At 71.8% G+C, this 13,748-nt stretch carries 13 protein-coding genes; all 13 read left to right on the forward strand.

Going from position 1 to position 13,748, the window contains the following annotated elements:
* Nucleotides 1-31 precede the first annotated feature (31 nt).
* Entirely contained in the window at nucleotides 32-325 is a 294-nt protein-coding gene (locus KBX43_RS11345; RefSeq protein WP_210884314.1) for a hypothetical protein, read from the forward strand.
* Between the two features lie 96 nt (nucleotides 326-421).
* Nucleotides 422-1,993, forward strand: a complete 1,572-nt coding sequence (locus KBX43_RS11350; RefSeq protein ID WP_307851500.1) for a terminase — start codon at nucleotides 422-424, stop codon at nucleotides 1,991-1,993.
* 67 nt (nucleotides 1,994-2,060) lie between these two features.
* Nucleotides 2,061-5,282, forward strand: a complete 3,222-nt coding sequence (locus KBX43_RS11355) for a phage portal protein (protein ID WP_210884316.1) — start codon at nucleotides 2,061-2,063, stop codon at nucleotides 5,280-5,282.
* A 35-nt stretch (nucleotides 5,283-5,317) separates the two neighbouring features.
* Nucleotides 5,318-5,482, forward strand: a complete 165-nt coding sequence (locus KBX43_RS11360; RefSeq protein ID WP_210884318.1) for a hypothetical protein — start codon at nucleotides 5,318-5,320, stop codon at nucleotides 5,480-5,482.
* Between the two features lie 13 nt (nucleotides 5,483-5,495).
* Complete coding sequence (locus KBX43_RS11365; protein WP_210884320.1) at nucleotides 5,496-6,074, forward strand: hypothetical protein; 579 nt, start codon at nucleotides 5,496-5,498, stop codon at nucleotides 6,072-6,074.
* A gap of 3 nt (nucleotides 6,075-6,077) precedes the next feature.
* Nucleotides 6,078-6,482 (forward strand): hypothetical protein, encoded by a 405-nt coding sequence (locus KBX43_RS11370; RefSeq protein WP_210884322.1) that lies wholly within the window; start codon nucleotides 6,078-6,080, stop codon nucleotides 6,480-6,482.
* Nucleotides 6,483-6,486: 4 nt separating this feature from the next.
* The gene (locus tag KBX43_RS11375) at nucleotides 6,487-6,891 is read left to right on the forward strand and encodes a hypothetical protein (RefSeq protein ID WP_210884327.1); all 405 of its coding nucleotides are present in this window, start codon (nucleotides 6,487-6,489) and stop codon (nucleotides 6,889-6,891) included.
* 14 nt (nucleotides 6,892-6,905) lie between these two features.
* Nucleotides 6,906-7,220 carry a hypothetical protein gene (locus tag KBX43_RS11380; protein ID WP_210884329.1) on the forward strand — a complete coding sequence of 105 codons (315 nt, stop codon included), beginning with the start codon at nucleotides 6,906-6,908 and terminating at the stop codon, nucleotides 7,218-7,220.
* Between the two features lie 162 nt (nucleotides 7,221-7,382).
* A complete protein-coding gene (locus KBX43_RS11385) occupies nucleotides 7,383-7,796 on the forward strand; it encodes an HK97 gp10 family phage protein (RefSeq protein ID WP_210884331.1) in 414 nt (137 codons plus the stop codon).
* Between the two features lies 1 nt (nucleotide 7,797).
* On the forward strand, nucleotides 7,798-9,414 hold the full coding sequence (locus tag KBX43_RS11390) for a hypothetical protein (RefSeq protein ID WP_210884332.1): 1,617 nt from the start codon (nucleotides 7,798-7,800) through the stop codon (nucleotides 9,412-9,414).
* Nucleotides 9,411-11,585, forward strand: a complete 2,175-nt coding sequence (locus KBX43_RS11395) for a hypothetical protein (RefSeq protein ID WP_210884333.1) — start codon at nucleotides 9,411-9,413, stop codon at nucleotides 11,583-11,585. Before KBX43_RS11390 ends, KBX43_RS11395 begins: the two co-directional genes overlap by 4 nt.
* 13 nt (nucleotides 11,586-11,598) lie before the next feature.
* Nucleotides 11,599-12,105 carry a hypothetical protein gene (locus KBX43_RS11400; RefSeq protein WP_210884335.1) on the forward strand — a complete coding sequence of 169 codons (507 nt, stop codon included), beginning with the start codon at nucleotides 11,599-11,601 and terminating at the stop codon, nucleotides 12,103-12,105.
* Nucleotides 12,102-13,724 (forward strand): hypothetical protein, encoded by a 1,623-nt coding sequence (locus KBX43_RS31495; RefSeq protein WP_247677323.1) that lies wholly within the window; start codon nucleotides 12,102-12,104, stop codon nucleotides 13,722-13,724. The genes KBX43_RS11400 and KBX43_RS31495 overlap by 4 nt, the downstream gene beginning before the upstream one ends.
* The last annotated feature ends 24 nt before the right edge of the window (nucleotides 13,725-13,748 follow it).

Below are 13,748 nucleotides of genomic sequence, written 5' to 3' on the forward strand. Positions count from 1 at the left end.
GTCGGCAGCAGTCGAGAGTGACAACCACCACATGAGCAAGAACTGGGCAGGAGGCAGCACCCGACGCTGGCGCACCATCCGCGCCAACGTCCTGCTCCGCGACAAGGGCAAGGGCTGCCGAGCCCACCGAGACGGATGGTGCGACCGAGCACCAGGCGACCACACCTGCACCGACACACAAGACGTCGTGCACCACACCCGAGGCAAGGCAGTAACCGGCGACGATCCCCGCTACCTGGTCGCCGCGTGCGAGGCCTGCAACGGCCACATCGGCGACCCGACCCAGCACGAAGACCCACCGAACAAGGCGGTCACGAAGTGGTGAACATTCCCGCAGGTCAGCGCCCCGGTTTTTCCCCACCAGGGGCCCCGGGGACACCCGCGCCCTGTCCCTTTTTTGCGTCCCCGATCGGAGGCCCCCGTGAGCCTGGCGCTCGCTGACCCGGACGTCGTCCTCGGCTCGACCACGCCGCGGCTGTGGACGCCGCCGCTGGTGACCGGTCCGCCGGGGCCGTGTGGCTGCGGGTGCGCCCTGGACGAGTCGACCAGCTACGGGTTCCGGGCGGTGCGGTTCGCGGAGGAGAAGCTGCGGCGGGAGCCGTGGCCGTGGCAGCGGTGGCTGTCCATCCACGCTGGGGAGCTGCGGCCGGACGGGGTGCCGCGGTTCCGCAGGTTGATCGTGGTGGTGGGCCGGCAGTCGGGGAAGACGCGGGAGGTCGAGGACCTGACGCTGTTCTGGATCTTCGACGAGCAGCAGCCGTCGATCCTCGGCACGTCGACGTTGACGAAGTACGCGAAGAAGCCGTGGAAGTCGGCGTTCGACCTGGCGCTGAAGGTGCCGGAGCTGCGGGCGCGGATGGGCGAGAACCCGGAGCGTAAGGCGATCCGGAAGGCGGCCGGTGAGGAGGAGTGGTGGACGGTCGACGGCTGCCACTACGCGATCGCTGCGAGCAACGCGGAGGGTGGCCGGTCGATGTCGAACCGGCGGGTGATCGCTGACGAGTTCGCGAAGCAGTACGACTACGAGGCGTACGGGGCGGCGTACTTCTCGATGGATGCGTTCGAGGACGCGCAGTACTGGGCGTTGACGACCCCGGATCCGAAGGGTGTGCCGTACAACGACCTGCGCAGCGCGGCGTTGACGTTCGCGGAGACGGGGATCGGTGACCCGAGCTTGGGTCTGTTCGAGTGGTCGGCGCCGGAGGACGCGGATCCGGAGGACGTGCTGGCGCTGGCGCAGGCGAATCCGACGCTGGGCTACGAGGGCGGGAAGTCGGCGCGCAGGTTGCTGAACGAGGCGGCCGGCGCGAAGGCGAAGGGTGGGGAGCTGCTGCGCACCTTCAAGACGGAGGTGATGTGCGTTCAGGCGGGGATGCTGGATCCGGCGATCGACCCGCAGGGGTGGCGGGACTGTCGGGATCCGGCGCCGGTGGACGTCGAGGCTCGGCAGCGGCTGGCGGCGTGTGTGGACCTGTCGCTCGACGGGGAGCACGCGACGCTGGCGGTGGCGGTGGTCCTGGACGACGAGCGGGTGCGGGTGGAGACGGTGCACGAGTGGTCGGGGCCGGACGCGGCGTCGCAGCTGGAGCGGGAGCTGCCGGGGTGGGCGGAGCGGGTCCGGCCGAGGCTGCTGGGCTGGTTCCCCAGCGGGCCGGCGGCGGCGGTGGCGGCGAAGTTGGCGGATCGGCGGAAGGAGGGCGGTCGGGGGTGGCCGCCGCGTGGGGTGCGGGTGGAGGGCATCCGGGGTGAGGTGACGGCGACGGCGATGGGTTTGGCGAAGGAGGTCGTCGCGCGGACGGTGGTGCACTCCGGGCAGGGCATGTTGGATGCGCAGGTGGAGAAGGCGGAGAAGCTGAAGTTGGGCGGCGGGTGGGTGTTCACTCGGCGGGCGGGGCAGGTGGATGCGGTGTATGCGGTGGCGGGTGCGGTGCATCTGGCGCGGACGTTGCCGAAGCCGCGGAAGGTGTCGCGGCGTACCCGCTCGACGGGGTGACCTTCGATTCTAAGGTTTGCTGCCCCCGTGGCTGACGATTCGTAGGCGTACGGCGTACACTGCGGCCGTGGGGTGGATCTCGGTGGCGGGGCAGCAGCTTCGGGAGTTGCTGTCCCTGCCGAAGCCGATCGCTCTGGAGCTGCCGCCGGTCGCCGAGTTCGATTCGGCGCCGCGGCCGGTGGACCGGGTGATCGCCGAGATGAAGGCCGGTACGCCGGGCCGGGTGTCGCGAGAGCAGGCCCTGTCGGTGGCGGCGGTGCAGCGGGGCCGCAACTCGCTCTGTTCGATCGCGACGCTGCCGCTCGTGCAGTACAAGGGCCTGGACATTGTCCATAGCTCGTTCCTGGCGCAGATCGACCCGGATGTGGCGAACGTGGTGACGCTGTCGCAGACGATCGAGGATCTGGCGTTCGACGGGATCTCGTGGTGGCTGATCACGGCGCAGGACTTCGCCGGCTATCCCCTCGCCGCCCGGCACCTCGACGTGCGCACGGTGAGCCTCACCGCGCCGACCGGGGCGGTGAACCCGGTCCCGTCCGGCGTGGACCCGCGTGGCGTGAAGGTCGTGTGGGTCGATGGGGAGCCGACGCCGGTCGACAAGCTGATCCGGTTCGACTCGCCGAACCCGGGGCTGCTGACGGCGAACGCGCGGGCGATCCGGCGGGCGTTGCTGCTGGACAAGCTGGCCTCCACGTACGCGGACAACCCGCGGCCGACGGACTACTTCACGGACACGGATGACCCGTCGGTGGATCCGATGGAGGACGAGGAGATCGACGCGTTCCTCGCGGAGTGGCGGGCGGCGCGGAAGGCCGGCGGTACCGGGTGGATCCCGGGGAACGTGAAGCGGGTCGACGTGGCTACGCCGTCGCCGGTGGAGATCCAGCTGGTGCAGCTTCAGCAGCAGGCCACGCTGGAGATCGCGAACGGGCTCGGGGTGGACCCGGAGGACCTGGGCATCAGCACAACGTCGCGGACGTACTTCAACGCGCAGGACCGCCGCACGTCGAAGATCAACGAGACGTATTCGCCGTTCATGCAGGCGATCACGCAGCGGCTGTCGATGGGTGACGTGACCCGGCGCGGGCACGTCGTCCGGTTCGACTTGTCCGACTACCTGAAGCCGGACCCGGCCGGCCTGATCGCCTATTGGAAGGGCTTGAAGGAGATGGGCGTGGTGGACGAGAAGTGGATCGGCGAGCAGGCCGGGATCTCGGCGGACGTCGTGACCCGGGCCGCCGCCCGGCCGGCCCCGGCGCCCGTCGACCCGGGCGGCGACCAGTCCGACGCGCAGACGGGTGCGGAGGCGGACCGGCCGGCGGCGGTGACGTTCGCCGACGAGCAGGGCCCGGCGATGACGTTCGACGTCGCCGACTTCGGGGCGGTGGAGCCTGCGACGGTCGACGTCGAGCGGCGGACGATCACCGGCCTGGCCGTGCCGTACAACAAGATCGCGAGCAAGTACGGGATGCGGTTCCGGTTCCTGCCCGGGTCGCTGGAGTACGACGCGAACAACCTGTCCCGGATCAAGCACCTGAAGGACCACTACACCCCGGTCGGCGTGCACACGTCGGTGGACGAGACCCGGCGCGGTCCGATCGTGAAGCTGAAGGTCCTCGACGGGCCGGAGGGCAGCCCGGCGAAGATCGAGCGCGACCAGCTGCTGTACGACGCGCAGCACGGCCTGTACGACGGCCTCAGCATCGGCGTGGACTTCTCGATGGACCCGGAGTCGGGCGACGTCGAGTGGAACGAGAAGGACAAGGTCTACGACGTGAAACGCGCTACGTGGCGCGAGACGTCGTCGACCCCCATGCCCGCATTCGACGACGCTCGCGTGACCAAGGTGGCCGCGAGCCGGACGGAAGGAAACGCCATGAAGTGCACCCACTGCGGGCAGGTCCACGCGGAGGGCGTGGCGTGCCCGACCGCCCCGCCCGCCAACCAGCCGGAGAACCAGCCGGCGGGCGTGGCCCTGAACCAGGACCAGCTGACCGCGCTGCTCGCCCGGCCCGGCGCCATCCAGGCGCTGGTGGCCGCGCAGCAGCCGCAGCAGCCGGAGCGGCCGGCGACGCCCGCCGGTGCGCTGACGCTGTCCGCCGAGCAGGTCGACGGGCTGATCCGCGCCGGGCAGCTCGGCGCGCTGCTCGGCGTGCCGCAAGCGATTCCGGCCCAGCGGCAGGAGCCGGAGGAGCGGCGGCAGACCGTCGACCCGACCCGGCGGACCGTCGCCGCGTCTGTGCGGGAGGAGCTGCCGTACCGGTTCGACCGGGCCGGGAACCTCACCCGCGGCACGCACGACTTCTCGTCGGACCTGATCGCCGGTTCTCGTGGCGACGTGGAGGCGCTGGAGCGGGCGCAGGCGTTCGTCCGGTCGCAGTTCGACGGGGCGATGGCCGCCCGACCGCAGCTCGGCCAGGCCCAGTTCGACGTGGACAAGGCCGACGCGGCGGCGCTCAACCCCGCCCGGCAGCGCCCGGACATGTTCGTCGACCAGCTCGACCAGGCGACTCCCCTGTGGGACTTCGTCAACCGGGGCACGATCAACGACGCCACCCCGTTCGTGGTTCCCAAGTTCTCCAGCTCCACGAACATGGTGAGCGACCACACGGAAGGCGTCGAGCCGACGCCGGGCACCTACGTAGCCACCTCGCAGACGATCACCCCGACGCCGCTGTCCGGGAAGGTCGAGGTGACCCGGGAGGCATGGGAGCAGGGCGGCTCCCCGCAGCTGTCCGGGCTGATCTGGCGGCAGATGCAGCGGGAGTGGTACGAGGAGCTCGAAGGCGCGACCGGCACGTTCCTCGCCACGCTGACCGCCGCGACGGACATCAGCCTCGGCACGGACCTCGCCGACGACGCGCTCGACGCCGCGTGGGGGGCGGCGAACGCCGACCTCCAGTTCATCCGCGGCGGCCACCGGTTCCGGGCGTTCGCGGTGCACCAGAACCTGTACCGGGCGTTCACCGGCGCCGTCGACTCGACCGGCCGCCGTCTGTACCCGATCATCGGCCCGCAGAACGCGACCGGCACCGCCGCGCCGCGGTGGGGCAGCATCGACCTCGGTGGCGTGACGGGTGTGCCGTCGTGGGCGCTGGGCGCGGCCGGCACGGGTGCGAAGAACAGCTGGCTGTTCAACCCGGACGACGTGCACGGCTGGGCGTCGGCGCCGCAGCGGCTTCAGTTCGAGTACCGGGTCGCGTACGTCGATGTCGGGATCTGGGGCTACAAGGCGTTCGCGAACACGCGGATCGACGGTGTCCGCCAGGTCATCTACACCACGTCCTGACGCGGCGGCGTCGACCCGACGGCGTAGGAGACGAGATGGCTGAGGACGAGAAGACGCCGCGGGTGACGGCTGCGCAGGTGGCCGACGGTGTCGAGCATCTGCGCGCCGAGGTGGCCGGGCTGCGCAAGCAGGTGGCCGAGCTGTCGGCGGCGCTGGCCCGTGTCGACCGGCGTTTCCGGCCGGACCGGCGAGAGTTCTGAGGGGGACGCGGCCGTGCCCTGGAAGCCTGACTACCTGACCGACACCGAGGCGGCGGACTTCGTTCGCGCGCCCGGTGTCGACCTGGCGGACCTGGCGACCTGGTGCACGGCCGCGTCCCGGGCGATCGACAAGCGCTGCAACCGCCAGTTCGGCCAGGTCGACACCCTGACCGCCCGCACGTACCGGCGCCCGGCCGTCTACGACGTGGTGTCCGGGCTGTGGCTGCTGGAGATCGACGACGTGCAGGACGTCACGGGGATGACCGTCGGCGGTACCGCGCTAGCCAGCTCGGGGGCAACGCTGCTGCCCGACAACGCCGTGCTGGACGGCCGGCCGTACGAGCGGCTCGGGTTCGCCGACTACCCGGACGGCCCGGTGATCGTGGCCGCCGTGTTCGGCTGGACGGAGGTACCCGCGCAGGTGGTCGGCGCGACGAAGTTGCAGGTGTCGCGGTGGTCGTCGCGGCGGGACTCGCCGTACGGGATCGCGGGCAGCCCGGAGAACGGGTCGGAGCTGCGGCTGCTCGCCCGCCTGGACCCGGACGTGTCAACGACCCTCGCCGGCCTGGCCCGGCGCCGCAGGGTGGGCTGACCCGTGGACCTCGACAAGGTGGCCGGGGAGCTGGGCGACGCTCTGAAGACCCTCGGCCTGAACGTGCCGGAGTGGGGTGTGCAGCGGGTCGCCCCGCCGTTTGGGTTGGTGCCGCTGCCGGAGCGGGTCGACTTCGACAACACCTACCAGCGTGGCCGGGACGTCGTCCCGGACTGGCCGCTGCTGGTGCTGCTGGCGAATCCGACGAAGCCGGAGACACGGCGGGCGATCGCCGAGTACGCCGCAGGGTCCGGGCCGAAGAGCGTGAAGGCCGCCGTGGAAGAGCACACGTACACCGCGCTGACCGCCGTGCGGGTGGTGTGGGCGGAGTTCGACGTCGTCTCGTATGCGGGCGTCGACTACCTGGCGGGGATGTTCCACCTGGAGATCAGCGGAGAAGGCGAGTAGGGCCATGGCCGAGGTGCACAGCAAGAAGACGGTCGTCCTGTTGGACGACAACGACCTGTCGCAGTACCTGAACGACTCCGACTGGACCCGGTCGCCGGAGTCTCACAAGCTCACCGCGTACGGCAACGACAACAACGTGTACAAGGGCGGGCTCGGTGACGGGTCGACGGACCTGTCCGGGAAGTACGACAACACGGCGGTGACCGGGCCGCGTGCGGTGATCGAGCCGCTGGTGGGCACGAACGTCGAGCTGGTGTACCGGCCGGAGGGCACTGGCACGGGCCTGCCGGAGCGGACCGTCGAGGTGCTGGTCGGCGAGTACAAGGAGACGCACCCGGTCGCCGACTACGTGATGTGGACGCTGAAGCTGACGCACTCCGGCGACGTCGCCACCGCGACGCAGACCTGATCGAGGGAGACCTGGTGGACAAGGAACTGCTGTTCAAGCCGCGCTGCAAGGAGACCGACGTCGAGCTCGAAGGCGTCGGTGTCGTGCGGCTGCGTGGGCTGACCCGCGTCGAGGTGAAGACCATCGGCGAGGGCGTCAACGACGGCAAGGACATGGAGGCGCAGGCCCTCGCGTGGGCGCTGGTCGACCCGCAGCTGACGGTCGACGAGGTGCGCCGGCTGTTCGAGGTCGCGTCGTTCGGGGAGATCCAGCTGCTGAACGAGACGGTGAACGAGCTGTCCGGGATCGCCGGGCTGGCGCAGAAGGAGGCGTACAAAAGCGCTGGATGACGATCCGGCGCTGGAGTTCGAGTTCTTCCTCGCCGCGCAGCTGGGCCGCACGGTCGCCGAGCTGCGCGAGCAGATGAGCAACGACGAGTTCGTGCAGTGGGGCGTCTACTACGCCCGGAAGAACCAGCGGGCCGCGCTGGAGCGGCTGAAGGCGGGTGGGCGGTGACGGAGCCGATTCAGGTGGAGGGCCTGGCGCAGTTCGCGCGGGCCCTGCGCCGCGTCGACGGTGAGGCTCCGAAGCAGCTGCGGCTGGCGCACAACGAGGCCGCGAACATCGTGGTCGACGCGGCCCGCCCGATGATGCCGCGGGTGTCCGGGCGGGCGCAGGCGTCGGTGAAGGCCAAGTCGACGCGCACGGCGACTCGGGTGTCGGCCGGGTCGTCGCGGGCGCCGTACGTGCCGTGGCTGGACTACGGCGGTGAGGGCCGGGTCAAGGGCCGGCCGCCGAAGCGGGACTTCAAGAAGGGCGGCCGGTACGTGTACCCCGCCTTCCACGCCAACCGCAGCCGGGTCGAGGACGTCCTGGAGCGGGGGCTGCTGAAGGTCGTCCGCGACGCCGGGCTGGAGGTGGACTGAGATGGCCGGCAACGCCGTTACCCTCACCTTCGCCGGTGACGCCGGGAAGCTCCAGAAAGCCGCCGCGCAGGCCGTCAAGTCGACGGAGTCCGTCGGTGACGCGGCGCGCGCGGCGTCGCAGAGCAGCGACGCCGCCCGGCAGTCCACCGATGCGTACGCGGACCGGATGGGGCGGCTCGGCGCGACCGCCGCCGGTATGTCTGCGGCCGTCGACGACGCCGGCGGCACGGTGTCCGCGTTGGCCGCGTTGCAGAACCGGGGCGCCGATCGGGCGCAGGCGCAGGCCCGCGCCCTGGCCGACGTGGAGCAGGCCGGCCTGGACGCTGAGCAGGCGCTCGGCGATCTGCGGCAGGCGCAGGTCGACCTGAACCAGGCGCAGCTCGACGCGAAGCAGGCCGGCGCGGACGCCGAGCAGGCGATCATCGACCAGAAGCAGGCCGCGCTGGACGCGAAGACCGCGCAGGCCGAGTACAACGCGGCGGTCAAAGAGCACGGCAAGAACTCGGTGGAGGCGCGGCAGGCCGCGATCGACCTCAGCCAGGCGCAGCAGGACCTGAAGCAGGCGGGGATCGACGCCGAGCAGTCGCAGATCGACCTGAAGCAGGCCACCGAGGACCAGTCGCAGGCGCAGCGGGACGCGGCGCAGGCGGGCCGGGACGCGAAGGACGCGCAGCTGAACCTGAACGACGCGCAGCGGGCGGCGGACCCGTCGACGCTGACCCGGTGGGGGTCGGAGATCGAGGCGGTGTCGACGGCGGCGTTGGGGCTGGTCGGCACGGTGAACCTGCTGGCGATGGCGAACAACGCCGTGTCGCTGTCGTCGATCCGGGCGGCGGCGGCGACCACGGCGTCGAAGGCTGCGCAGCTGGCCGGCGCGGCGGCGACGGGCATCGCGACCGCGGCGCAGTGGGCGTGGAACGTGGCGATGTCGGCGAACCCGATCGGCTTGGTGGTCCTCGCCGTGGGTGCGCTGATCGCCGCGATCGTGTGGGTGGCGACGAAGACGACGTGGTTTCAGACGATCTGGAAGTACACGTGGACGGCGATCAAGGCGGCGGCGCAGTTCGTCGTCGACTGGATCGTGGGCGGCTGGACGTGGGCGTTCAAGGTCATCACTGCTGGGGTGAAGGCGTGGTGGTCGCTGTTCACCGGATTCTGGGGCGGGGTGGGTCGGCTCGCCGGGCAGTTCTTGGACTACCTGCTGGGGATCCCCGGGCGGGTGAAGAAGACGTTCGCGTCGGTGGCGTCGGCGGTGTCGGCGCCGTTCCGGTCGGCGTTCAACGCCGTGTCGCGGGCGTGGAACTCGACCGTCGGCAGGCTGTCCTGGTCGGTGCCGGGCTGGGTGCCCGGGCTCGGCGGTAGCAGCATCTCGGCGCCGCGGCTGCCGACGTTCCACACCGGCGGCACGGTGCCGGGCCGGCCGGGCGAGCAGGTGCCGATCATGGCGCTGGCCGGTGAGGAAGTCGTGCCGCGCGGCCAGGCCGGCGGCGCCGCCGTGCTGGTGATCGACTCCGCCGGGTCGCGGCTCGATGACCTGCTGCTGGAGGTGCTGCGCCGGGCGGTCAAGGACGGCGGCGGGAACGTCCAGGTGGTCCTCGGCGGCCGGCGGGCCGCATGACCGCCGCGAAGGTGTTCGCCTACCAGGTGGAGCTGTACCTGGGGGCGGTGCTCGGCTGGGTCGACATCACCGCCGACGTGCAAGGCGACGTGACGATCACCCGCGGCCAGACCGGGGAGGGCTACCGGGCCGAGCGGGGCCGCTGCACGCTGCGGCTGGACAACCTGTCCCGCAAGTACTCGCCCCGCGACGCCGCCGGGTCCTGGTATGGGCTGCTCGGCCGGAACACGCCGCTGCGCGTGAAGGCCGGCCGTCTGTCCGGCGCCCTGGTGGCCCGGTTCGCCGGGGAGGTGCCGGCGTGGCCGCCGTCGTGGAACGCCAACGGCACCGTCCGGTACGTCGACGTGGAAGCCGTCGGCGTGCTGCAACGCTCCGGGCAGGGTGAGCAGCCGAAGGACTCGGCGATGCGCCGCGCCTACCGGGCGTCGGGGCCGGTGGCGTACTGGCCGATGGAGGACGGCGCTACGGCCTCGCAGGTGGGGTCGGAGATCTCCGGGCATCCGCCGCTGCTCGTGTCCGGCCCGGCGCCGGAGTTCGTGGCCGTCGCGGACTACTCGTGGGGGTCGCTGGCGTCGCAGACGGTCCGGTACGGCACTGGGCAGGTCGTTGACCTGAAGGGCGGGGCGTCCTTGTCGGCGGCGGTGCCGGCCGACGTGACCGCGGCGACCGCCGCCGCGTGGACGGTCGTGGTCAACGCGCTGACCGACTACAACACGGTCCCCGGTGACGTGGTCCTGGTCGACGTGGCCACCCCGGGCGGCACGTTCGTGCGGTGGCAGCTGGTGCAGACCGAGTCGCCGTACTTCGGCATCCAACTCTTCGCCTACGACGCCGCTGGTGCCCGCACCACCGTCCTGCAGAACCTCGGTCTGCAGGACGGGTTCGTACAGCACGAGCTGTCCGTGTGGCAGGACGGCGCGACGATCCGCGCGTCGTACGTCACGATCGTTACCGGGTCGGTGGCGGGCACCCTGGCCGGGATCGCCTCGGTCGGGGTCAACACCGGCGGGCAGACCAGCACCGGCACCATGCCGTTCGGGCACCTGGCGGTGTGGGCGTCGACGGGCACGCCAGCGGCCGTGCAGTACACCTCCACCGATGCGTACGGGGTGCTGGTGTACGGGGCCGGCCTGTCGTACTGGCGGGAGGCATCCACCGACCGGTTGGCCCGGCTGAGCGCCGAGCAGGGCATCCCCTTTTCCATGCCGGCCGTCCCGGTCGAGGCGGTGCAGCGGATGGGCTGGCAGGCTGCCGGCACGTTCCGGGAGCTGCTCGACGAGGCGATCGAGGTCGACGGCGGCTACCTCTACGAGGACCGGACCGTGCTGGGGCTGGCGTACCGGCCCCGCGACTCCCTCTACAACCAGACCCCGGTGCCGATCGTCTACACCGGGCAGCTGGCCCTGACGCCACCGTTCGCGCCCGTCGACGACCTCGACGCCGTCCGCAACGACGTGACCGTGAAGCGCACCGACGGCTCGCAGGTGCGCCTCGTGCAGTCGGATGGGCCGCTCGCCGCGGTGCCGCCGCCGACCGGCGTCGGCGTCTACCAGACAGCCCCGGAGCTGAACCTGCTCGGCGACGACCAGCTCGGCGACCAGGCCGGCTGGCGGCTGCACCTCGGCACGGTCGACCGGCCCCGCTACCCGTCGCTGGGTGTCCAGCTGGCCGCCCCGGCCTGGCAGGCTGCCCCGGCCGCGCTGGACGCGCTGCTCGCCGTGGACACCGGCGACGTGCTCGAGGTGACCGGTCTACCCGTGTGGGCGGCCGGGGACGTCCGCACGCTGGTGACCGGCTACACCGAGACGATCAGCGAGTTCCTGTGGTCGATCGCGTTCACCGGCGTGCCCGCCCTGCCCTACGACGTGGCCACCGCCGACGGGGACGCGCGGGTGCCGATGGACGGCGGCACGCTCGCCGCGGCGGTCACCGCGGGCGGCCTGTCGCTGTCCCTGGCGTCGACGGCGGCGAACGGGTTGTGGACGACGGACGCGGCCGATTTCCCCCTGGACCTGCGGGTCGGTGAGGAGCGGGTGACCGTGTCCGCGATCGCCGGCACGGTCAGCCCGCAGACCGCGACCGTCACCGCCCGGGCGGTCAACGGCGTGTCGGCGGCCTGGCCGTCCGGCACCGAGGTGGACGTGTGGCGGCCTGCCGTCGCCGCCCTGTGAGGAAGGAGGAACCGTGGCCATTCAGATCCTGTCGGGGATGCGGCTCACGCCGGCGCGGCTGAACGCGCTGGCGCCGATCACTGACCGGCTCGCCGCCGACGTCACCCGGACCAACACGACCAACCTCATCGACACACTGTCGGTGCCGGTGATCGCCGGGGCCCAGTACGACGTCGAGGCGCTGCTGTTCTACGAGGCACCCACCGCGAACGACGCGAAGATCGGCTTCAACTGGCCGTCCGGCAGCATGGTATGGGGCATGCTCGGCCTGGCCTCGGGGTCGACGACCGCGTTCGGCGACATCCAGCCGTACGCCTTCGGGGCGCCCGTCAACGATCAGACGTTCGTGCTCGGCGGCGGCGGCGTCAGCAACCAGCTGACCGCGTTGATGCGCGGCACGTTGGTGACCAGCTTGTCCGGCGGGAACCTGAAGGTTCGGTGGGCGCAGAACACGGCTGGCGCGGGCACCTCGGCGATCCTCAAGGCCGGTTCGACGCTTCAGCTGCGGAGGATCTCGTGACGCTGATCGGGTGGTGTCCGGGTGGTCGGACCGTCGCGGAGATGCTGGACCGCTACACGGCGACCGGCACCGCCCGGATCTTCGTCGGCGCCGGCAAGGCACTGCCATCGTGGAGCGGGCCGGTCCTCGGCCCGCTCGGCGACCAGGTGCTGCCGCACGTCTCCTTCAAAACGTGGGACCTCGCCGGGGTCCGGGCCTGGCTGGACCAGATGCCGGCCGGGCGGCGGCTGATCCTGACGTACGCGCACGAGCCCGAGCAGGGCCCGTCGGCGGGCGACCCGGTCCCCGAGGTGTTCCACGCGCGGTGGGCCGAGCTGGTCGCCGCGCTCGCCGACCATCCGGCGCGGGACCGGGTGTGGCTGGTGCCGGTCTACACCCGCTACTGGTGGCAGGCCAACCCGGGTGACCTGCGGTGGCTCGTCACTGCGGACGTCGACGCGCACGGCTGGGACATCTACAACAACGGCTCGTCCTACCGCCGCCCCGACGACCTGCTCTCGATCCCCCGGGACATCGCCGGCCGGACCGGGCTGCCGTACCTGGTCGCCGAGCTCGGCGCGACCCGCGTCCCCGGCGACCGCGACGGGACCGGCCGCCAGGCGTGGATGCGGGACATGGTCACCGCGATCGCGGCGGACGGTGGGCTGACCGTGGCGTGGTTCCACAAGGACGAGTGGGACCTCACCGCCTGGCCGGACGAACAGCGGACCTGGCAGACCATCACCCTGGAGGAGGCACCGGTGGCCACCACCGCTCCGAAGTCCCTGCTCGACGTGCGCCGGCTGCTGCTGGAGCACCTCGGCGACCACGGCCTGTCCGGCGCCGCCGTCGGCATCGTCGGCGACCCGGCGCACCGGGGCGGCTACCACTGCGGCTCGGACCGGGTGGTGTCGCGGGACTACTCCGTGGTCGAGTCGGCGCGGGACCGTACCGGCCTGGCGCAGTGGGCGTCGGCGCTGGACGTCGGCACGTTCTCGATCCGCTCCGGCGGTTCCACCCACAACCTGCGGACGTTCTCGACGTGGATGGTGCGGCAGTGCGAGGCGAACGCGCCGGACACCCGCGACATCCGGGAGATCATCTACAGCCCGGACGGCCGGACTGTGCGGCGCTGGGACCGGCTCGGGAAGCGCACCTCCGGCGACAGCTCGCACCTGTACCACACGCACTTCAGCTTCTTCCGTGACTCCACCAAGGCGGGGCGTGACCTCACGCCGCTGTTCCGCCGCTACCTGGCCAGCATCGGCCTGATCGAGCAGGAGGACGACATGCCCACGATCAAGGAGATCGAGGCGGCCGTGGAGCGAGGCATCCACACCGCGCTGACCAAGGCCGCAGCCCGGCCGGACCCGTACGGCCGGCAGGTCGGCGACGCGGTCGCGAAGCTGCTGGCGCCGGTGTACGCGGGGCAGCGGGCGCTGGGTGAGGCCATCGCCCGGGAGGCGGCCAACCCCGACGAGGTGCGGGCGCTGCTGGCCGAGCTGCCCCGGCCGGAGCCGGTCGACGTCGACGAGCTCGCCGCGGCGGTGGCCGCCCGGGTGTCCGGCCCGGTCAGCCGGGCGGAGCTGGTCGCCGCGATCCGCGAGGTCCTCGCCGGCCTGGCCGTCCCGGCGTCGTGACGATGCCGAGCCCCGACCCGCTAG

The organism is Micromonospora sp. C41 (assembly GCF_018070485.1).
Classification (GTDB): domain Bacteria; phylum Actinomycetota; class Actinomycetes; order Mycobacteriales; family Micromonosporaceae; genus Micromonospora; species Micromonospora chalcea.